Below are 19,100 nucleotides of genomic sequence, written 5' to 3'. Positions count from 1 at the left end.
CGGCCGTTCGCCCGGCTGATCGCCTCCACCGGTGACAGCGTCACCACCTACGGCGAGCCTTGGAACATGAACTGAGCACATGAACTGAGCTCATGAACTGAGCAGTGGACAAAGGCGGCCCCCGGAAACATCCGGGGGCCGCTTTTGTATCTGTCGGCTTGTGTTCAGGTCCGGTCGGCGCTGGTGTGCTTGGCGGTGTCCGGGCTCGGGCCGGTGCCCGGACCAGTGACATGCTCGTGCTTACCGCTGGACCCATTGGCGTTCTCGGCGAGCAGATCCCGGATCTCGGTGAGGATGCTCAGCTCGGTGTCCTGGGCCTGTTCCACCTCGCCGCGCTCACGCAGTTTCTTGTACGGCAAGACGATGACGAAGTAGATGACAGCGGCGACGATCAGGAAGTTGATGGCCGCTGACAGCACGGCGTTGAAGTCGACGAACTGCTCGGGATCGCCGCCCAGGGAGATTTTGAGGATGCCGTATTCCCGGTCGCCGCCGGCGCCGACGCGGTCGACGAGTGGCTGGATCACCTTCTCCGTGAACGCTGTGACCAACCCGGTGAAGGCGGCGCCGATGACCACAGCAACCGCCAGATCGATGACGTTGCCACGGGAGAGAAACTCTTTGAAGCCTTTCAACATACTTCGGACCCTTCCTGCAGTGGGGTGTACTGGGTGCGACAAGCAAACAGTAACGGAGTAACAGGCAGGCCTGCGGTTGTTGTGCGCCTGAGGAATCAGTGAATTGTCAAGGTGACGGCCTGCACCAGACTGGTGGCCGCCACCTCATTGGCCGAGCGCGCGGGCAGCGCCACCAGGGCCACGCGATCACTGCCGGCCCCGGCTGCGCGGCCCTTTTCCGACACCAGCACCACGACCGCGCCCGAGGCGACCACGACGGGCCGGGCCGGCTTCTCGTCGTCCCGATCGGTACTGACCGTCAGCACATCGACCACGTCGCCGGCGCGGATCAGATCCAATAGCGCGGTGTCCTCCAGGGTCAGCGGCACGATGCGGGCGTCGGGCCCGGCGGTCGATTCGGCCAGCCGCGACCCCAGTAGCCGAACATCGGTGAGCACTTCGCCACGCCGGGCCGGTGCGGTCAGCGTCGCGCCGAGCACCGCCTCGACGTCGTGTTGTGCGCCGTCGGGCACCGACGCGCTACTGCGTCGCTCCAACCGCACGTCGGCGCTGGTCAGCGCGACGCCGGGGGTCAGGTCGTGAGCGGCGACGGCAACATCGGAGTAGTCGCCATGCGGATCGGAGCGTAGGGCCGCGACGGCTGCCAACACCACCAGCCCGGCGGCAGCCACGCGGCGCGCAGCCACCGTACGGGTCCAATCAGGCCGCGCAGCGGTCAGCCGACGCCAAGGCGGTGGGTTGAGAGACTCGGCCATGGCGCCACGTTAAGCGCGACCGGACCGACGGGGGAACGGCGATGTTCGCCGTCTTGTGGATAACCCAGCCCTGTGGATAACCCAGGTCGGTGAATTGGGCGCTAGCTCGACGCGGCGGCCGGGGCCGGGCTGGAGCTGCTCGACGACGAGGTGCTCGATGACGAGCTGCTCGACGACGAGGATGAGGAGTCGGAGGACGTGCTCGACGAGCTGCTCTCGGAGCTCTTGGCCGAGCCGTTGGACGAGCTCTTGCCTGACTCGCGGTTGTCGGTGCGGTAGAAGCCGCTGCCCTTGAACACAACTCCCACTGAGCCGAAGAGCTTGCGCAGCTTGCCCGAGCACTTGGGGCAGGTGGTCAGCGCGTCATCGCTGAAGGCCTGCACCGCATCGAACCGATTGCCGCACTCAGTGCATGCGTAGGAATAGGTAGGCACGAAAACCCTCCGAGTTGGTCAAACTTGTTAGCACTCTACCGGCTCAAGTGCTAGAACCGCTAGGTGGGCTAGGTCATTCCCGGTCATTCCCGTCGAGCGATCCCGCTATCCCGGATAACGCGGCGCGATCATCACCGGCACCGGGGAATGGCGCAGGATCTTGCCCGCGGCCGAGCCGAGGAACACCTGCCGGCTCGGAGCCGCCGCGCCCGAGCCCAGCACCAGCAGGTCCCCGGGGCGCCATGGCACGCTCTGCACCGCCGCACCCCAGTCATGCCCCGCGCCCACCACCACCTCGGCATCCTCGATCGGCATGTGGTCGCGAATCGCGTTGAGCTGCCTGGTGATCTCGGCCCGGGTGCGCCGGGTCCACTGCGCCACCACCAACTCCTCGGCCGAGGACTCGATGGATCCGTAGAACGCCGCGGTGTTGCGGACGGTGAACGACACGATGCGCAGGCCGGCCGACCAGTCCTCGGCCCATGTGGCGGTGGCCGGGATGAGGCCGTTGACGTCGGCCTCCCCGCCGTAGGCGGCGGTGAGTCGGCGGATCCGCCCGCTGGTCTCGGCGTACCCGCGCGGCGCGAAAGCCACCGGCACCCGTGCGGTGTGCACGAGGCGTTCGGTCACGCTGCCCAGCGTGATCCGCCCGAGCATCCCCGACGAGGAGGATCCCACCGACACCACCGACACCCGATTGGCATCCGCCAGTTCCATCAACCCTGTTGGTATCGACGAGGACTCGTGTACCACCTGGCTGAGGGTGACGTCGGTGGGCAACTCGGTCACGGCCCGCTGCAGGGCCTGGGCGGCCTGCGTGCGGACATAACCCAGATACTCCGTCTCGACCGGGTCGTCCCGCCAGGCCCGCTCCACCACGGCCGCCGCGATCACCGGTTCCCCGGTGGTGCGGGCGATCTAGACGGCCAGATTCAGCGGTGCGCTGCTGTGCCGGCTGGCGCTGAACGCCGCCAAGATGGTCACGACGCATGCTCCTGGGTGTCGAGCCGCGATACGACATGCGTGACCGGGATCTGATGCTCGGCACGGGCCCGGTCGACGACGTCGAAGCGCTGCCACACCGAATCTTCCGGTGGCAGTGTCGAAATCACGATCTGATCGGGGCGGAATGTCTGGACGCCGTGGGACAGGGCTCGCAGCGGACGATAGTCACCCAGCTCGCCGTCGGCTTGCAGGCCGTCGCTGCGCAGCGTGCCCAGGGTCTGGTCGAGGCGCTGCTGGGCGGCGCGCCGGGTGGCCTCGGAGATGTCGAGGGGGCCGTGGGTGGCGGCCACCCCCGTCTCGATCGGACTGGCCGGCACCACCACGTGATAGACGGTGTCGCGGTCGGCGCCGATGCTGCGCAGCTCCTCGAGAAGTTCACTGGATTCCACGGTCTTGTTGGCCAGCACCAGAACTCGATGTGGCGGCGGTGATCCTTCGGCGCGCGTCTCTTTGGCCTCCGGCCTGCGCTTGACGAACCACCGATTGGCCAGGAACAGCACGATCACCACGGCCCAGGACAACAGGCTCAGCGTCAAGGCTTTTCGGTTGTCGCCGCCCTGGACGAACATCTGCACCAGGATCGCCACGATGGCCACGGCGGTCAGGATCGACAGCACCGGGAACAGCCACATCTTGACCTTGAGGGTGTCCGGGGATGTCCGGTAGCGCAGCAGGATCTGCGAGATCGCGATCAGCAGATAGACGAACAGGATCACCGCACCACTGGAATTCAACAGGAACGCGAAGATGGTGTTCGGGGAGAACGCGGCGGCGATCACGCAGACGAACCCGACCACCGACGAGGTGAGGATCGCCGTGGCCGGAACACCGCGCCGGGTCACCGCCACCAGCTGCGGCGGCGCCTCGCGACGGGCGGCCAGTACGAACAACATTCGCGATGCCGTGTACATCCCGGAGTTCAGGCAACTCAGCACGGCCGTGAGCACCACGGCGTTCATGATGTGGTCGGCATAGGGAATGCCCAACTCGGTGAACGCCGCGACGAACGGCGAGGCCGCGGTCTGCTCGCTGTTCCACGGCAGGATCGTCACCAACAGGAACGCCGACCCGACGAAGAAGATCAACACGCGGATGATCACCGAGTTCGCGGCCTTGGCCACCGCGCGTTCCGGATCGGCCGATTCGGCCGCGGCGATGGTGGCGATCTCGGCGCCGACCATCGAGAAGATCACCGTCACCACGCCGACCGTGATGGCCGTGGCGCCCAGCGGGAAGAACCCGCCGTGCGCGGTGAGGTTGGAGAAGTCCATGTCCTTGTCCGGCCACAGCCCGAAGACGAACAACCCGCCAAGGGCCAGGAACACCAGGATCGCCGCGACTTTCACCCCGGCGAACCAGTATTCGAACTCGCCGAACGAGGACACCGAGAACAGGTTGGTGGCCGTCATCGCGATCAACAGGACCAGCGCGGTGAGCCACAGTGGCACGTCGATCCAGTACTGGATGATCTTGGCGCCGGCGATCGCTTCGAAGCCGACGACGATCACCCAGAAATACCAATACAGCCAGCCCACCGAGAACCCGGCCCAATTGCCCAGCGCGTTGCGGGCGTAGTCGGCGAACGACCCGGTCGACGGATTGGCCACGGCCATCTCGGCCAGCATCCGCATCACCATGATGATCAGCAGGCCCGCCAGGGCATACGTGATGAACGTGCCTGGGCCGGTGTCGCCGATCACCACGCCCGACCCCACGAACAGGCCGGCGCCGATCACCCCGCCGATCGCGATCATCCGGAGCTGTCGCTGACTGAGTGCCTTCTTCAACGCCGGCGTTTCGCCCATGTCCGTCGCCTCTCTTCTCATATGAGGACAACCGCATACCCCGACATGAGCGAAGCTATGCTCAGCCGCCCAACGTCGTCAGCCCGCCCGCCGGCGTCAGCGCATGCGTCATCCGCACGTCGTGCGGTTCGGCCGGCAACTGGTCGACCAGCTCGTCGTCACGCACCACGGCGACCAACCGGGCCTGCGGTGCGGCGTAGGTCAGGCTGCGGTCATAGAACCCGGCGCCCCGGCCCAACCGCGTGCCGTGCCGATCCACGGCCAGGGCCGGCACCAGGATCGTCGCGGCGTCGGCAATCCGGCTCGCGGGCAACCACGGTGGCGGCGGTTCGCGCAGACCGAACTCGGCCGCGACCAACACCCCGGGCTGATACGGGCCCCACTGCATCGGCCGGGCGCGGCCGTCGTCGTCGTTGCGCGCCACCGGAAGGAGCACGCGCACACCGAGTTCCGCCAGGGTGTCCAACAGGGCCGCCGACCCCGGCTCGGAGCCCACCGGAACATAGGCGCACACCGTCTGCCCGGCGGTGGCCAGGGCGGGCAACCAACGGCAAAGTGCCTGCGCCTCGCGGTCGCGGATCTCGGCGGGCACGGCCCGTCGGGCACGCAGAACGTCGGCTCGCAACTCGGTCTTGGTCGGCGGGGTCACGCCCTCCACCATTTCAGAACTGACGTTAGTGTGTGAACGATGAGCACCTCTCATAAGGCGCCTGAAGTGCCGATTCCCTACACGGCCGTGGTCCCCGCGGCCGGTCTGGGCACGCGCTTTCTGCCCGCGACCAAGACGGTCCCCAAGGAATTGCTCCCGGTGGTCGACACGCCCGGCATCGAGCTGGTCGCGGCCGAGGCGGCCGAGGCCGGCGCCGAGCGGCTGATCATCATCACCTCCGAGGGCAAAGACGGTGTGGTCGCACACTTCGTCGAAGACCTGGTGCTGGAGGGCACGCTGGAAGCCCGCGGCAAGAAGACCATGCTGGAAAAGGTGCGCCGGGCTCCCGAGCTGATCAAGGTCGAGTCGGTGGTGCAGGCCGAGCCGCTGGGCCTGGGGCATGCGATCAGCTGCGTCGAGAATGCGCTGTCGCCCGACGAAGACGCGATCGCGGTGCTGCTGCCCGACGATCTGGTGTTGCCGACGGGCGTGTTGGAGACCATGTCGAAGGTGCGGGCCAAGCGTGGCGGCACCGTGTTGTGCGCGATCGAGGTGCCCGGCGACAAGATCAGTGCCTACGGCGTCTTCGACGTCGAGACGGTGCCCGACGCGGCCAACCCGAACGTGTTGCGGGTCAAGGGCATGGTCGAGAAGCCCAAGGCCGAAGATGCGCCGTCGCCGTACGCCGCGGCCGGTCGCTACATCCTGGACCGGGCGATCTTCGATGCGCTGCGCCGGGTTTCGCGCGGGGTGGGCGGCGAGATCCAGCTGACCGACGCCATCGCGCTGTTGATCGACGAGGGGCATCCCGTGCACGTGGTGGTGCATCGCGGAGCCCGACACGACCTGGGAAATCCCGGCGGCTACCTGAAGGCTGCGGTTGACTTTGCGTTGGAACGTGACGACTACGGCCCCGAGTTGCGGCAGTGGTTGGTCGGACGATTGGGCTTGGCCGGTCAGGAGGGCTAGCGACACGCTGGTCCGGTAGCCGCGCCCGAGGGCTCGCAGACGGGATAGAAAGGCGTGTTGTGCGTTCGGTCGAGGAACAGCAGGCTCGGGTAGCGGCCGCCGCGGTGGCGCCCCGGCCGGTGCGGGTGGCCATCGCCGAGTCACAGGGCCTGATGTGCGCCGAGGAGGTCGTCACCGAGCGGCCCATGCCGGGATTCGACCAGGCCGCGATCGACGGGTATGCCGTGCGCAGCGTCGACGTGCTGTCGGTCGGCGACGGTGCCGGCGAGATCAGCCTGCCGGTGATGGGCTCGATCGAGGCGGGGGCGCGTACCCCCAGCCGATTGCAACCGCGCCAGGCGGCCCGGGTGCAGACCGGCGCGCCGATGCCGACGCTGGCCGACGCGGTGCTGCCGCTGCGGTGGACCGACGGCGGGGAGAGCCGGGTCCGCATCCTGCGTAGTGTGCGTTCGGGCGCCTACGTCCGGCGCACCGGTGACGACGTGCAACCCGGCGACGTCGCGGTGCGGGCCGGCACCATCATCGGCCCGGCCCAAGTCGGGTTGCTCGCCGCCGTCGGGCGCGACCGGGTGCTGGTGCACCCGCGGCCGCGGTTGTCGGTGATGTGCGTGGGGGGCGAACTCGTCGACGTGTCCCGTACCCCGGGCACCGGGCAGGTCTACGACGTGAACTCCTACGCACTGGCTGCCGCCGGTCGTGACGCGGGCGCGGAGGTCAACCGGGTCGGCATCATCAGTACCGATCCGCGGGAGCTCCGGGAAACCGTTGAGGGCCAAGTCAATCGGAACGAGATCGTGGTGATCGCCGGTGCCGTGGGCGGGGCAGCCGCCGAATCGGTGCGCAGTGTGCTGTCCGAACTCGGTGAGATGGAGGTGTCGCGCATCGCGATGCATCCCGGCTCGGTGCAGGGCTTCGGCCAGCTCGGCCGCGATCGCGTTCCCGTCTTCCTGCTGCCCGCCAACCCGGTGAGCGCGCTGGTGGTGTTCGAGGTGATGGTGCGGCCGCTGATCCGGCTTTCGCTGGGCAAGCGCCAGCCGATGCGTCGCGTGGTCCAGGCCCGCACGCTGTCGCCGATCAGCTCGGTGGCCGGGCGCACCGGGTATCTGCGCGGACAGTTGATGCGCGATCAGGACACCGGCGAGTACCTGGTGCAGGCACTCGGCGGGGCGCCCGGTGCGTCCACCCACCTGCTGGCGACGCTGGCCGAGGCCAACTGTCTGGTGGTGATTCCCAGCGAGGTCGAGGAGGTTCGCACCGGCGAAACCGTGGATGTGGCATTCCTGGCCCAGCGTGGCTGATAAGACTTCATTCGATGAATGACGGTGTGACGAATCGACGGTGTGGATGAGCCTGTTCCGGTCCGACGGATTTCACCCTGGTTGGCCCGGTCCGATCGGGCCGCTGCGGGTGCCGGCCGGGGTGGTGCGGCTGCGTCCGGTGCGGCTGCGCGATGCTGCGGTGTGGAGCCGGACCCGGCTTGCCGACCAGGCACATCTGGAACCGTGGGAACCGGTGAGCGGGGTGGATTGGCATGTCCGCCATGCTGTCTCGTCCTGGCCCGCGATCTGCTCGGGGCTGCGCAGCGAGGCCCGGCGCGGGCGGATGCTGCCGTACGTGATCGAGCTCGACGGGCAGTTCGCCGGTCAGCTCACGATCGGAAACGTCACCCACGGGGCGTTGCGCTCGGCCTGGATCGGCTACTGGGTGGCCAGCGACAAGACCGGGGGAGGGGTGGCCACCGGCGCGCTGGCGCTGGGCCTGGACCACTGCTTCACCGGGGTGCAGTTGCATCGGGTGGAGGCCACGGTGCGGCCGGAGAACGCCGCGAGCCGGGCGGTGCTGGCGCGGGTGGGGTTCCGCGAGGAAGGCCTGTTGCGGCGCTACCTCGAGGTCGACGGCGCCTGGCGCGACCACCTTCTGGTGGCGATCACCTTGGAGGAGCTGACGCATTCGGCGGCGCAGGGGCTGGTCTCGGCCGGGCGCGCGAGTTGGTGCTGATCTCACTGTTTGCCGCGAGACAGCACACAGGGTCGTGACGACGTCGGTTTGAGTGCCCTGGCGTCATTCTCGTGAGCAATCGTGGCCTAGAACCTGTTACCGATGTGACACATGTGACTGTTGGTGCTTGTATCCAGGGAATTACAGGTGTGTAATTGTCTCGGCGCGCCGTCCATGGATGCGCTGGTCACAGACCTAGCCTGAAGGGGAAAGGAGCAGGCTTCATGCCAAGCATCCCCCAGTCACTGCTGTGGATTTCCCTCGTCGTTCTCTGGCTCTTCGTGCTGGTTCCGATGTTGATCAGCAAGCGCGACTCGGTGCGTCGTACCAGCGACGTCGCCCTGGCGACACGAGTGCTCAACAGCGGCCGCAACGCGCAACGGCTACGTCGTGGCCCGGCTGCCGGGCACCACAGTGACCCGGACTGGCAGCCCAGCGCCGACCATCTCGACGATGAACTCGACGAAGATCTCGAGACCGACGAGGCCCCGGCCGAGGTTCGGATCCATGCCACCGTGCAGCGCACGGTGGTGGTGGCCGCGGTCGGTGTCGAGACTCCCGAACCCGACTACCTCGACGTCGACATCGTCGACGAGGATTCCGGGGCGCTGCCCGTCGGCGCGATGGCGGCCGAGGCGCAACCCGAACTCGACTTGGAATTCGACAGCGCCCCCGAGCCCGCCCCCGAGCCTGCTCCCGAGCCTGAAGCGGAGCCCGAGCCCGTCGAGAGCTTTGAGGCGGTCGAGTCGGAGGCCGAAACCGAGCAGATCCCAACGGATCTCGAAGAGCCCGGTGACGGGCAGGACGCCGAGGACCTCGACGACCTTTCCGACGACGAGTACGAATACGTCGCCGACTCGTCCGGTTTGGAACCCGAGGCCGAAGAAGATCCGGCTGACGACGACCGGGCCGGCGCACCCGTCTCGTCACTGAGCGCGACCCGCCAGCGGCGGTTCGAATCCGACAAGACCGCGGAGATCAGCGCCCGCAAGTTCCGGTTCCGTAAGCGCGTGCTGGCGGTGCTGGCCGTCACGATGCTGTTCTCGGGGGCCGCGGCCCTCCTGCTGACCCCGTCGGCCTGGTGGCTGTGTGGCACGGCAGGCGCGCTGACCGTGCTGTATCTGGCCTACCTGCGGCGGCAGACCCGCATCGAGGAGCAGCTGCGGCGTCGTCGTGCCCAACGGATGGCCCGGTCCCGGCTGGGAGTGGAGAGCACCGAGGACCACAAGCTCGACGTGGTGCCGGCCCGGCTGCGGCGCCCCGGTGCGGTGGTGCTCGACATCGACGACGAGGATCCGATCTTCGAGCACCTGGCCTACACGTCGTACTCGTCGACGGCCCGCGATTACGATCTGCCGCGCGCTTCCGGCCAGTAAGCGGCCGGTTTCCGGTTGGGGCCCGACGGCTGGTAGCCTTTCGTTCCGGTATCAGGGGCTATAGCGCAGTTGGTAGCGCGTCTCGTTCGCATCGAGAAGGTCAGGGGTTCGATTCCCCTTAGCTCCACAAATAAAACCGCTGGCAACAGCGGTTTTTTTGTTCGTTAACTGGGGCGCTTCGTCGCCGGGGATGCGTTGGGTACGCAGCGATGCAGCCGGGGCCTTACCTCAGAGTCTCGAATAAGAGCTCTCCGTAAAACTTGACATCGTCGATCGTCGTATCCCGCCCCTCCGGGAGTTGCTTCATCTTGCTCGCTGACGTACGAGCATTCCTCCGGAACCATAGATCTGCATGAAGAAGTGCGTCTTCGCGTATCTGCCGAGGGGCTGTCGCGAGCTGCGACCGCACCTGTCGTGCTGTCGACTGATCGAGCAAGAGCCGTGAAATGTCCAGTAGGTCCGTGGCTTCCTTGTCCGATGGGCGGTTCGGGAGATTTTGAAGTTTCATGGCGACGAGCGGACCTGGCTCTGCGACGCGCACTTCGACCGCATCCAGATTGTCAGCCCTCAGGATCATTGGTGTAGCGGTCGTGTCGGCCCAGCCATGCGCAAGCACGTGCAGTCTGTCTGAAGGATCTTCGGGAAGGGGTTCGTAGTCGGAGTCCTTTACCTCGAGCACATCGACCCTGACTGTCCCGGCGGGAGTTTCGATCAGAGCTCCCGCGGGTCCCGCCTGCTTCGCTCCGCTGCTGAGCAACAGGTCAAGTTGCGACGGGTCGTCACCCCGCCGACGGTCCACCGTGTCGACGTCTGTTGTGGCCCGGTACGGGCTGCTGAGTCGGCATACGACTGCTAGCCCGCCTATCAGGACGACGGCACGCCCGGTTCGCTCGATCGCGATCGGGATGGCATGTACGAGCGCGCTCATCGAGGATCCAGCCAAGTCGACGCTAGGAGGAGGCGACTGACTACCAGACACGGATCCACCTCGCAGGAGGAGTCCACTCAGACAGGATCTCTAGGCCGCGGCCGGGATCTTGAGCCAGATCTAATGCGACAAACAGGGGATGTGCGAGCGGCCATGCCGATTGTGAGTAGTCGGTCACCCGATGCGTCGAAACGACGCGTACCGGCGCGGCTCTGAGCGTCGCGGATCGAGTGGATGATGTCGCCGCCGGGCCCAGGACTTGGACGGCTCGCCGGAGAGTGGCGTCGTCGGGTACGTAGAGGACCGGAGGGTAGTCGCGACGTAGTGCGATTGGCGCGCCGTAGATCAGCGCCGCGGGGGAGTCGGTCAATGCCCACCCCGGCCCACTTCCGTTGTCTTGCCCGACTTTCAGGGTGTTAAGCAATATCCTGTCGTCGCCTGGGAGAGACGCAACGTCCAGTGATGCAGGTTGCCAGGCCGATACGAGACTCCAAAACAGATCGGGTACAACGGCGGTCAGGCCGTCGATCAAATGCGCTTCTCGGAGGCGGCCGACGACGTCGGAAACTGTGCTCGGTGATCGGCCGATTCGCTTTGCGATTGATCGGACCCTCACAGGCTCTCGTGGATTGAGAAGTAGGTCGGTCGCGACCTCTAGCCCACTATTTCCGGAGAATGGGTCGGCGTTTCGATGTGCGCGCGGTTGAGTCGTCTCGATATCGGCATCGACAAACAGCCCAGGGCCAACCACGTGCATGTGGCCGCGAAGATCAAGCCATCCCCAGTCTGTATTGCGTAAATAGCTTCGTGCATCTGCTGTGATTCTGTTGGCGACGAGGACCTTGGTGGTCGGTTGGCCGTCCGCCGCTCCCGGAGTTCGGCGGTTCCATCGATCAACCTTTTCCCGTAGTCCGTCGACGGAGGCGAGGGATGCGTATTTGACCTCGATGGGTACGGTTCTGCCGCCCGGGACGTCGACCCAGATATCGACGTGCGTGTCAGGATCGTTCGCCTTGGTCGCTGTCAACCCAATGCTGGTTAAGGCGTCGATGAGCGCTTGTTCAGGTTCGATCCCGTTCTGGATCATATCCACAACAGTGACAGCTGTTCGGTGTTCGGTCAAGACCGAACACCGAACGTTTCGTTAGATCTCTGCAGCGACGTGGGGGCTCATTTGACGCTCTATCTCCGCGCCCGCAAGGTGATCGGCAGATCGTCGGCCGGCGTCGGCCCGGTGCCCCAGGTCAGCTGAGGCCGGTAGTCGTCGGGCACGCTCCACTCGAACCGCCTCAGCATCTGGTGCATCGTGGTCTTCACCGTCATGTCGGCGAACTGCTGCCCGATGCACTTGTGCGCCCCACCGCCGAACGGCGCGAACACGTAGCGGCTTACCGCGGCGCGCGACGCGGCGTTGTTCACGAACCGTTGTGGGTTGAACGTGTCGGGTTCGGGCCACCAGTCGGAAAGCCGCATGGAGGCATAGACATTGATGGCGACCTGGGTTTTGCGGGGGACGAAGTGGCCGACGATCTCGGTGTCGCGGATGGTTTGGCGGAACAGTGCGCCCGCCGGGGCGTACATCCGAAGGGTCTCTTTGAACGCGGCATCGAGCAGAGGGTAGGCCTCCAGGTCGAGGACCGTGGGGCTGTCGTTGGGCAGGCTGACCGCCTCGTCGCGAAGCGCGTCCTGCCACTGCCGGTTTCGGCCCAGCTCGTAGGTGAGCATGGACAGCGCGATCGCAGTGGTGTCGTGTGCGGCCATCAGCAGGAAGATCATGTGGTTGACGATGTCGGCCGGGGTGAACCGGGCGCCGTCCTCATCCTCGCTGCGGCACAGCATCGAGAACAGATCGCTGCCCTCGCCACGCTGACGGTCGGGAACCTGCTCGGCGAAATAGCGCTCGAGCCGCTCGCGGGCCCGTAGGCCCCTGGCCCACACTCCGCCGGGCACGTCGGCGCGGATGAGGGCCTGCCCGCCGCGGACGGTGTCGTGGGAATCCGCCGAAAGCTGATCGGACTCGGGCCCGAGATGGGTACCGACGAACACCTCCGCGGCTTGCTCCAGCAGTAGGTGCTTGATCGAGGGGTAGAACGGAAAGCCTTGTGTCGACGGCCAATCGCGCAACGTGCGATCGATGCTGGGCCGCATCAAATCCAGGTACCCGTCCAGGGCGCTGCGGGTGAAGGCCTGCTGCATGATGCGCCGGTGGTCGCGGTGTTCGTCGAAGTCCAGCAACATCATTCCGCGATGGAAGAACGGCCCGATCACCGGCGCCCAACCGCGCGTGCTGGAGAACACCTTGTCCCGGTTGACCCAGGCTGTTTCCAGGGCGTCCGGACCCATCAGGCCGACGACGCGGAAGCCGACCCCGCCGGCCCAGGACACCGGCCCGTAGCGCTCGTAGCGGTCGCGGGCGAAGGACAGCGGGTCGGCCAGTGAGCTCAGCACGTGGCCGAGGAACGGGAATCCGTAGTTGCCCATCACGGGCTTGAGGTTCGAGCCCCGTGGCGGCGGGGCCAGTGGGTGCTCGCCGCTGGGGAATCTGGAGGTGACGGCCGCGCCCAAGGTTTGGAGGCGGTGCGCGTGTGCCGGCGAACAGAGTTCCATGGCGTCCTCCCCGGGGTGACCATCTGGTACAGAACCGTGCCAGAATGTCGGGGTGGTGTCAACGACCGAACGTGCCTACGGGGGCCAGTCCGCCCAGGCTCGTCGCGCCCAACGCCGCGCGCGCCTGCTCGAGGCGGCGATGGACGTGATGGCGCAAAACGTCTGGCGTGGCGCCACGGTCGAGAAGCTCTGCACCGCGGCCAATCTCAATAAGCGGTACTTCTACGAGAGCTTCGCTGACCTCGACGCCCTGGCGACTGCCGTCGTCGACGACATCGCCGACCGGGTGCGCAGTGTCACTGTGGCCGCGGCGGACGCCGCCGCGCACGAGCCCCTGGAAGCCCAGGCCCTGGCGAGTGTGACCGCCGCGGTGCGGGCGCTGGTCGACGACCCACGCCGGGCTCGCGTTCTGCTCGGCGGCGTCGCGGCCTCACCTGAGCTGGATGCCCACCGCGCGGGCGTCATGCACCGGCTCACATCCGTGCTGATCGATCACGGACGCACCGTGCACGGCGTCGAGTTGGAGAAAGATCCGCTGGCCAAGGTGGCGCCGGCCTTCATCGTCGGCGGGACGGCCGATGCCATCCTCCATTTCGTCAACGGGGGCGTTCGGCTGACGCTCGACGAGTTCATCGTCCAGCTCACGACGCTGTGGTTGATCACGGGCAACGGCGCGGCGCAGGTGGCGCGCAGTCGGGTTTCCTCGACTTAGGTCTCGATGCCATTTCAACGCGGCTGATCCGAAATGACATCGGTCGCTTCACACGAACGCGGCACCCGTGAGCTCCTCGGAGGTACTCCAGAGGCGGGCCGCGCCCGCGTTGTCCCGCAGCGGCTTCCATAACTTCTGCGCACCGGGCGGACCGCCGACGTGCCCCGGCCACTGGGGTCCGTAAAAGCCGCCCGGCTCACCCGAGGTGGCGGCCATCAACGCGGGGAGTTTCGCGCTGTCCACGGTGCCGACGACGAGGCCGCGCGCCGAAAGCCACCGGATCAGCCGCACGCCGACGGTGTCCTCGGCGCGGCCCACCTCCGGGCGGGCCGCCAGCAGACTCGTCGGAGCCACGCCAGGATGAGAGATGTTGCTGGTGATGCCCCAACCCGCGGCCGTGCTGCGACGGTCGAGTTCCAGGCCGAACAGCCCGACGGCGATCTTGGACTGTCGGTAGGCGGCCATGCCGTCGTAGGACCGCTCCCAGTTCAGATCGTCCCAGTTGATGGCGCCGCTACGGGCAGCGACGCTGGTCTGCGACGTCACCCGGGCCCGGCCGGCCTTGAGCAGGGGCAGCAGGTGGCCGGTGAGCGCGAAGTGGCCCAAATGATTTGTGCCGAACTGCAACTCGAATCCGTCTTTCGTGGTCTGCCGATCCGGCGGCGTCATCACCCCGGCGTTGTTGACCAGGATGTGAACCGGTGCGCCCTCGGCACACAGTTTCTGACCGAGCGCGGCCACCGAGGCCAGCGAAGACAAGTCGAGTGCCTCGAGGGTGAGCTTGACCTGCGGATGCTGTTCCCGAATTTTGGCGACCGCCGCCTCGCCCTTGGCCTGGTTGCGCACCGGCATGACAACGTCCGCGCCGGCCGCGGCCAGCCGCGTCGCAATGCCCAGACCGATACCGTCGCTCGCGCCGGTCACCACCGCCCGCTTTCCGGTCAGGTCGCCGATCGTGATGTCGTAGTCGTGTGGCATGACTCGAGACTGCCGACCGGGCGCCGCGGTAACCACGGTCTGACGATCCGTGGCTGAGCGAAGCGGCCCGGGCGAAAATGGCAGCCATGATCGATCGGGCCGGGCTGGCGGAGTTCCTCGTCCGGCGTCGCGGGGCCCTACAGCCCGAGGACGTCGGACTGCCCCGTGGGCAACGTCGCCGTACGAGCGGGCTGCGGCGGGAAGAGGTCGCCGCGCTGTGCCACATGTCGACGGACTATTACTCGCGGTTGGAGCAGGAGCGCGGCCCGCAGCCCTCGGAGCAGATGATCGCCTCGATCGCGCAAGGTCTGCATCTGTCACTCGACGAGCGTGACCATCTCTTCCGGCTGGCCGGGCACCAACCGCCGACGCGCAGCGCGGGCACGGATCACATCGGCCCCGGGATGCTGCGAATCTTCGACCGGCTCACCGATACTCCGGCCGAGATCGTCACCGAGTTGGGGGAGACGCTACGGCAGACCCCGCTCGGTGTGGCACTCGTCGGCGACCTCTGCCGCTACACCGGCCCGGCGCGCAGCATCGGGTACCGGTGGTTCACCGACCCGGCCACCCGCGTCATCTATCCGCCCGAAGATCATGAGTTCTACTCGCGGATGTACGTCGCCGGGCTGCGGGGTGTGCTGACGCTGCGGGGGCCTGAGTCCAAGGCTGCGCGATACGCCGAACTGCTCACCGCCGAGAGCGAGGAGTTCAGGCGGTTATGGGATGAGCACGAAATCGGCATCAGGCCCCGAGATGTCAAGCGCTATCTCCATCCCGAGGTCGGCCGTCTCGAACTCAACTGCCAAATCCTGCTCGACCCCGACCAGTCCCACACGCTGTTGGTCTACACCGCGTCGCCGGGAAGCGAGAGTTACGAGAAGCTGCAACTGCTCTCGGTGATCGGCGCGACGTGACGAGGTGAGCTGCGAATCAAGCGGGATGGCGCAGCTCGTGCTCGACCGCACGGCGGATCCAGGACGATACAGAGCGGTCGTCGGCCGCCGCGGCAGCACGCACCTGTTCCAGGAGTTCAGGTGGAAAGCGAACTGGCACGGTGGAAGTGAGCCGGCGGCGTCCCGGTCCTTGAGGTTCCTGATTCTCTGATTGCGCGTAGAACTCGTATTCCTCGTCGGGATTCATGGGTTGAGTCATCTGTCTCTCCGGTATTCGTCAGCGAGATATTTGGACGCTTGATAGCAGTCGATGGGCCGGCATCGCTTGGGGTCGCCGTTACAGGACGGGGCGAGTGGCAGATCGAACAGCTCGTGGCCCACCGAAACATTGTAATACAAACGAATACAAATGTGCGGGGATGGATCCCGCTCCACTCAGTCCTGCGCCGACGGGAATTGCGGCGGGCGTTTTTCCCGCAGGGCGGTATAGCCCTCCACGACATCGGGGCCCAGGAAGGTCAACATCTCGTAGGCCGCGGACTGCTCGAAGATCGGGCCGGCGTCGCGACGCGCTCTGACACGCCGGCGCCACGGCAAAGATCGTCAACATTGCCAGCGATGCCGGGCGGGTGTGTTTGCCCCAGACCGACCGACACGCCGATGTTCGTGCCGCTGCCGGACCAGGTTCGTGAGGGCCTGATCAGGGCCATCCCGTTCCGCCGGCTCGCGGAACCGGAGGAGGTCGCCAAGGCTGTGCTCTTCTTCGCATCAGACGATGCCAGCCTCATCACTGGCCAAGTACTCAGTGTCCGTGGGGGCTTGACGATGGCCGGTTGATGGCCAACGGATGGCCGGTAGGAGTCGTACCCGGTCGTTGTCGGTGCCAGTCCCCAATGGCATACTTGCTCAGCCCCTCGGCCGACTTCAAAAAAAGTGGAGCCAAATCGGTTAGCCTCGGGGTGCAGATTGGCCAGTTGGGGGATTGCTATGGCAAACGATCTGAGAGTGGACCCGGGGGCGCTTCGTGCGGGGGCCACTAGCAGCGAAATGATTGCTGTCGAATTGGCGGCAGCGCCGGCCGGGCCCGGCACCGGGGGCTACCCGAGTTCCAGCGGGGTAGCGGCGATGGATTCCGCGGTGGTGTCTGTGCGCACCATGCAGTCGGGACGCGTCAGTGCGCAGGCTGGAGATTTGTCTGCCGCCGCCGGTCGATATGACGCGATCGACGAACAGTCCGCCGGAGGCGTGGCGGAGTCGATGTGAGCTACGTTGCTGCCACCGAACCGATGAGTGAAGTGCTGACCCGTTCCCAGCTAGAGGGTTGGGACACAACGTATCTCGCGGAGGCAGCGTCCCGCTGGCGGCAATCTGCCGCCGAGTCCGAGGAACTGTTCGAATGGCATCGGCAGAACATGTGCGCACCCGGGGGTTCGGAGTGGTCCGGAGCGGCCAGCGAAGCTGCGCGCGAGCGGGTGTCCACCGATGCCGCGGTGGTGCGCAAGCAGGGGGACATCCAGCGCGAGGCCGCTGAGATCGCCGAAAACGGCTGCCGGGACATCCGGTTGGCCGTGGCGCAGGTGCTCGACGCGATCGCCGCGGCCGAGGCGGACGGGTTTCATGTGTCCGAGGATCTGAAGGTGCGTGACACCCGTCGCATCGATGTGACCACGCTGGCCACCAGGTACACGGCCTCGCGGGAACACGCCGAGGACATCCGGTGGTACTCCGAGCGGCTCACCCAGGCCGACATCTATCTGGGTCAGCGGCTCGAGGACAAGGCCCTCGAGCTCGCCGACGTCTCATTTTCGGTGTGAGGTATCGCGGTGTGATCCGGCCGGTCTACAGCTGCGCCCAGATCGACTTGGTCTTGAGATAGCCGTCGATGCCTTCGTAACCGAACTCCTTTCCGATGCCCGACTGCTTGTAGCCGCCGAACGGCACGTTGTGGTCGAAGGTCAGCTGGCAGTTCAGCCCCACCATGCCGGCCTGCAGACGCTTACCGAGGCTGTGCGCACGGGCCAGGTTGGTGGTCCAGACGGTGGCAGCCAGACCGTAGCTGGTGTCGTTCGCCATCGCGATGGCCTCATCGTCGTCGTCGAACGGCAGGATCGTGACGACCGGGCCGAAGATCTCCTCCTTGTACAGGCGGCTGGTGGTCGGGTCGACGTTGGTGACCACGGTGGGCTTGACGAAGTAGCCCTTGCGGTCCAATCGGTAACCGCCGGAGACGATTTCGGCGCCGTCGCGCTTGCCCTGTTCGATGTAGCTGAGCACGCGGTCGAGCTGCTTCTGGCTGACCAGCGGGCTGATCATGGCGCCCTCGTCCTTGGGGCCGCCCAGCACCAAGTTGTCTCCGATCATCGCGATACCTTGTACGACGCGTTCATAGACGCTGCGCTGCACAAAGATTCGTGACCCGCACACGCAGCCCTGCCCCGAGTGCACGAAGATGCCCATCGAGGCCATCATGATCGCCATGTCGAGGTCGGCGTCTTCGTAGATCAGCACCGGGGATTTACCGCCCAGCTCCAGGGTCACCTTCTTCAGGTTGTCCGCCGAGTCCCGCATGATCTGCTTGCCGACCTCGGTCGAGCCGGTGAAAGCCACCTTCTCGACGTCGGGGTGCGCGGTGATCGCGGCCCCCGCGGTCGCGCCGTAGCCGATGACGAAGTTCGCCACGCCGTCGGGCACGCCCGCCTCACCGATCAGCCGCTCCAGCAGCACCGCCGACAGCGGGGTCTCTTCGGCGGGCTTGACGACGCTGGAGCAACCGGCGGCCAGGGCCGGGGCGATCTTCGCGCAGGCGTTGAACAGTGGGCCGTTCCACGGGTAGATCAGGCCGACCACGCCGTACGGCTCTTTGGTGGTGTAGGCGTGCAGGTTGGAGTAGTTGCTGTTGACGCCGCCCTCCATCTGCACCTGGTAGCTGCTGCCGTTGAGCTTGGTACACCAGCCCGCGTAGTAGCGGAAGAACTCCGCACACGTGGAGACGATCATCTCGGCCTGCATCGGGGGCATCCCGGCGTCCAGCGATTCCAGCTCGGCGAATTCCTTGGCGTGCTCGTCGATCAGATCGCCCAGCTTCCACAGCACTTTGGCGCGCTGGCGGGCGGGGATGTCGGTCCACACCCCGGATTGATAGGCGGCCTTCGCGGCGGCCACGGCCTCGTCGACCGCGTCGCTCCCGCAGTCGCGGAACTCGGTGATCTGCTCCTCGGTCGCGGGGTCGATGACCGGAATGGTCTCGCCGGTCCCGGGCCGGTTGCGGAGCTCTTCCAAAACCGTCTGCAGTGCCATATGGTTCCCTTCGTCGTCGAATGCTGAGCACCTGCTTAGCAGTCCGCCGCCTG

General features: G+C 66.4%; 20 protein-coding genes, 1 tRNA gene and 3 pseudogenes. 11 read left to right on the top strand and 13 right to left on the bottom strand.

Going from position 1 to position 19,100, the window contains the following annotated elements; all coding sequences use genetic code 11:
- Nucleotides 1–75 (top strand): annotated as a pseudogene (locus A5699_RS29250) (MspA family porin); the annotation flags it as partial.
- 89 nt (nucleotides 76–164) lie between these two features.
- Here A5699_RS29250 and mscL read toward each other — a convergent pair.
- From mscL to A5699_RS17440, 6 genes and pseudogenes are all read right to left on the bottom strand, one after another.
- Nucleotides 165–638, bottom strand: coding sequence for a large-conductance mechanosensitive channel protein MscL (gene mscL, locus A5699_RS17465; protein WP_067771372.1), 474 nt, complete (start codon nucleotides 636–638; stop codon nucleotides 165–167).
- Nucleotides 639–733: 95 nt separating this feature from the next.
- Complete coding sequence (locus tag A5699_RS17460; RefSeq protein ID WP_067771370.1) at nucleotides 734–1,393, bottom strand: SAF domain-containing protein; 660 nt, start codon at nucleotides 1,391–1,393, stop codon at nucleotides 734–736.
- Nucleotides 1,394–1,494: 101 nt separating this feature from the next.
- Complete coding sequence (locus A5699_RS28655; RefSeq protein ID WP_082957763.1) at nucleotides 1,495–1,827, bottom strand: FmdB family zinc ribbon protein; 333 nt, start codon at nucleotides 1,825–1,827, stop codon at nucleotides 1,495–1,497.
- Between the two features lie 105 nt (nucleotides 1,828–1,932).
- Nucleotides 1,933–2,811: pseudogene (locus tag A5699_RS17450) on the bottom strand (universal stress protein).
- Entirely contained in the window at nucleotides 2,808–4,637 is a 1,830-nt protein-coding gene (locus tag A5699_RS17445) for an amino acid permease (protein ID WP_067771369.1), read from the bottom strand. Before A5699_RS17445 ends, A5699_RS17450 begins: the two are co-directional and overlap by 4 nt.
- A gap of 61 nt (nucleotides 4,638–4,698) precedes the next feature.
- Nucleotides 4,699–5,298, bottom strand: coding sequence for a 5-formyltetrahydrofolate cyclo-ligase (locus tag A5699_RS17440; protein WP_157561313.1), 600 nt, complete (start codon nucleotides 5,296–5,298; stop codon nucleotides 4,699–4,701).
- Between the two features lie 27 nt (nucleotides 5,299–5,325).
- Here A5699_RS17440 and A5699_RS17435 point away from each other — a divergent pair, with 27 nt between their 5' ends.
- From A5699_RS17435 to A5699_RS17415, 5 genes are all read left to right on the top strand, one after another.
- On the top strand, nucleotides 5,326–6,255 hold the full coding sequence (locus A5699_RS17435; RefSeq protein ID WP_067771367.1) for a UTP--glucose-1-phosphate uridylyltransferase: 930 nt from the start codon (nucleotides 5,326–5,328) through the stop codon (nucleotides 6,253–6,255).
- A gap of 59 nt (nucleotides 6,256–6,314) precedes the next feature.
- On the top strand, nucleotides 6,315–7,553 hold the full coding sequence (gene glp / locus A5699_RS17430) for a gephyrin-like molybdotransferase Glp (protein WP_067771365.1): 1,239 nt from the start codon (nucleotides 6,315–6,317) through the stop codon (nucleotides 7,551–7,553).
- Between the two features lie 46 nt (nucleotides 7,554–7,599).
- On the top strand, nucleotides 7,600–8,253 hold the full coding sequence (locus A5699_RS17425; protein ID WP_067771364.1) for a GNAT family N-acetyltransferase: 654 nt from the start codon (nucleotides 7,600–7,602) through the stop codon (nucleotides 8,251–8,253).
- Nucleotides 8,254–8,477: 224 nt separating this feature from the next.
- On the top strand, nucleotides 8,478–9,629 hold the full coding sequence (gene glpR, locus A5699_RS17420) for a gephyrin-like molybdotransferase receptor GlpR (protein ID WP_067771362.1): 1,152 nt from the start codon (nucleotides 8,478–8,480) through the stop codon (nucleotides 9,627–9,629).
- A gap of 54 nt (nucleotides 9,630–9,683) precedes the next feature.
- Nucleotides 9,684–9,756, top strand: a tRNA-Ala gene (locus A5699_RS17415).
- A 96-nt stretch (nucleotides 9,757–9,852) separates the two neighbouring features.
- Here A5699_RS17415 and A5699_RS17410 read toward each other — a convergent pair.
- Genes A5699_RS17410 through A5699_RS17405 form a run of 3 tightly spaced genes read right to left on the bottom strand, consistent with a single transcriptional unit; the run spans nucleotide 9,853 to nucleotide 13,164 of the window.
- Nucleotides 9,853–10,557, bottom strand: a complete 705-nt coding sequence (locus A5699_RS17410) for a hypothetical protein (RefSeq protein ID WP_082957762.1) — start codon at nucleotides 10,555–10,557, stop codon at nucleotides 9,853–9,855.
- A gap of 40 nt (nucleotides 10,558–10,597) precedes the next feature.
- Complete coding sequence (locus tag A5699_RS29245; RefSeq protein WP_157561312.1) at nucleotides 10,598–11,680, bottom strand: Lrp/AsnC family transcriptional regulator; 1,083 nt, start codon at nucleotides 11,678–11,680, stop codon at nucleotides 10,598–10,600.
- Nucleotides 11,681–11,739: 59 nt separating this feature from the next.
- Complete coding sequence (locus A5699_RS17405; protein WP_067771355.1) at nucleotides 11,740–13,164, bottom strand: cytochrome P450; 1,425 nt, start codon at nucleotides 13,162–13,164, stop codon at nucleotides 11,740–11,742.
- Nucleotides 13,165–13,216: 52 nt separating this feature from the next.
- On the opposite strand from A5699_RS17405, the gene A5699_RS17400 reads away from it, so the two are divergent.
- Nucleotides 13,217–13,876 (top strand): TetR/AcrR family transcriptional regulator, encoded by a 660-nt coding sequence (locus tag A5699_RS17400; protein ID WP_067771353.1) that lies wholly within the window; start codon nucleotides 13,217–13,219, stop codon nucleotides 13,874–13,876.
- 48 nt (nucleotides 13,877–13,924) lie between these two features.
- Here the strand turns inward: A5699_RS17400 and A5699_RS17395 are convergent, their stop codons facing one another.
- Nucleotides 13,925–14,854, bottom strand: coding sequence for an SDR family oxidoreductase (locus A5699_RS17395; RefSeq protein ID WP_067771350.1), 930 nt, complete (start codon nucleotides 14,852–14,854; stop codon nucleotides 13,925–13,927).
- 86 nt (nucleotides 14,855–14,940) lie between these two features.
- Here A5699_RS17395 and A5699_RS17390 point away from each other — a divergent pair, with 86 nt between their 5' ends.
- Nucleotides 14,941–15,771 (top strand): helix-turn-helix transcriptional regulator, encoded by an 831-nt coding sequence (locus A5699_RS17390; protein WP_067771377.1) that lies wholly within the window; start codon nucleotides 14,941–14,943, stop codon nucleotides 15,769–15,771.
- Between the two features lie 16 nt (nucleotides 15,772–15,787).
- Here A5699_RS17390 and A5699_RS28650 read toward each other — a convergent pair whose 3' ends face one another.
- Together A5699_RS28650 and A5699_RS29240 are read right to left on the bottom strand one after the other, a co-directional pair.
- The gene (locus tag A5699_RS28650) at nucleotides 15,788–15,997 is read right to left on the bottom strand and encodes a YlcI/YnfO family protein (RefSeq protein ID WP_231965750.1); all 210 of its coding nucleotides are present in this window, start codon (nucleotides 15,995–15,997) and stop codon (nucleotides 15,788–15,790) included.
- A 188-nt stretch (nucleotides 15,998–16,185) separates the two neighbouring features.
- Complete coding sequence (locus tag A5699_RS29240) at nucleotides 16,186–16,347, bottom strand: hypothetical protein (protein WP_231965749.1); 162 nt, start codon at nucleotides 16,345–16,347, stop codon at nucleotides 16,186–16,188.
- A gap of 33 nt (nucleotides 16,348–16,380) precedes the next feature.
- On the opposite strand from A5699_RS29240, the pseudogene A5699_RS28645 reads away from it, so the two are divergent.
- The 3 genes and pseudogenes from A5699_RS28645 to A5699_RS17380 form a co-directional block, all read left to right on the top strand.
- A pseudogene (locus A5699_RS28645) lies at nucleotides 16,381–16,587 on the top strand (SDR family oxidoreductase); the annotation flags it as partial.
- Between the two features lie 210 nt (nucleotides 16,588–16,797).
- Nucleotides 16,798–17,013 (top strand): hypothetical protein, encoded by a 216-nt coding sequence (locus A5699_RS17385; RefSeq protein ID WP_231965748.1) that lies wholly within the window; start codon nucleotides 16,798–16,800, stop codon nucleotides 17,011–17,013.
- Nucleotides 17,010–17,564, top strand: a complete 555-nt coding sequence (locus tag A5699_RS17380; protein WP_231965747.1) for a hypothetical protein — start codon at nucleotides 17,010–17,012, stop codon at nucleotides 17,562–17,564. The genes A5699_RS17385 and A5699_RS17380 overlap by 4 nt, the downstream gene beginning before the upstream one ends.
- A 25-nt stretch (nucleotides 17,565–17,589) precedes the next feature.
- Here the strand turns inward: A5699_RS17380 and A5699_RS17375 are convergent, their stop codons facing one another.
- A complete protein-coding gene (locus A5699_RS17375; protein ID WP_067771346.1) occupies nucleotides 17,590–19,047 on the bottom strand; it encodes an aldehyde dehydrogenase in 1,458 nt (485 codons plus the stop codon).
- Nucleotides 19,048–19,100 lie beyond the last annotated feature (53 nt).

This window comes from Mycobacterium sp. E802 (assembly GCF_001666875.1).
In the GTDB taxonomy this organism is placed as follows: Bacteria; Actinomycetota; Actinomycetes; order Mycobacteriales; family Mycobacteriaceae; genus Mycobacterium.
Note: the sequence above shows the minus strand (reverse complement) of the source record. Positions and strands in the feature narration are given on the sequence as shown.

Bases quoted from the DNA above. Each gene is read 5' to 3' on its own strand.
- A5699_RS17445 (WP_067771369.1), bottom strand. From the start codon at position 4,637: ATGGGCGAAACGCCGGCGTTGAAGAAGGCACTCAGTCAGCGACAGCTC.
- A5699_RS17410 (WP_082957762.1), bottom strand. From the start codon at position 10,557: ATGAGCGCGCTCGTACATGCCATCCCGATCGCGATCGAGCGAACCGGG.
- glpR (WP_067771362.1), top strand. From the start codon at position 8,478: ATGCCAAGCATCCCCCAGTCACTGCTGTGGATTTCCCTCGTCGTTCTC.
- A5699_RS17405 (WP_067771355.1), bottom strand. From the start codon at position 13,164: ATGGAACTCTGTTCGCCGGCACACGCGCACCGCCTCCAAACCTTGGGC.
- A5699_RS17385 (WP_231965748.1), top strand. From the start codon at position 16,798: ATGATTGCTGTCGAATTGGCGGCAGCGCCGGCCGGGCCCGGCACCGGG.
- A5699_RS28650 (WP_231965750.1), bottom strand. From the start codon at position 15,997: ATGAATCCCGACGAGGAATACGAGTTCTACGCGCAATCAGAGAATCAG.
- mscL (WP_067771372.1), bottom strand. From the start codon at position 638: ATGTTGAAAGGCTTCAAAGAGTTTCTCTCCCGTGGCAACGTCATCGAT.
- A5699_RS17435 (WP_067771367.1), top strand. From the start codon at position 5,326: ATGAGCACCTCTCATAAGGCGCCTGAAGTGCCGATTCCCTACACGGCC.
- A5699_RS17460 (WP_067771370.1), bottom strand. From the start codon at position 1,393: ATGGCCGAGTCTCTCAACCCACCGCCTTGGCGTCGGCTGACCGCTGCG.
- A5699_RS17390 (WP_067771377.1), top strand. From the start codon at position 14,941: ATGATCGATCGGGCCGGGCTGGCGGAGTTCCTCGTCCGGCGTCGCGGG.
- A5699_RS17395 (WP_067771350.1), bottom strand. From the start codon at position 14,854: ATGCCACACGACTACGACATCACGATCGGCGACCTGACCGGAAAGCGG.
- A5699_RS17440 (WP_157561313.1), bottom strand. From the start codon at position 5,298: ATGGTGGAGGGCGTGACCCCGCCGACCAAGACCGAGTTGCGAGCCGAC.
- A5699_RS17425 (WP_067771364.1), top strand. From the start codon at position 7,600: ATGAGCCTGTTCCGGTCCGACGGATTTCACCCTGGTTGGCCCGGTCCG.
- A5699_RS17375 (WP_067771346.1), bottom strand. From the start codon at position 19,047: ATGGCACTGCAGACGGTTTTGGAAGAGCTCCGCAACCGGCCCGGGACC.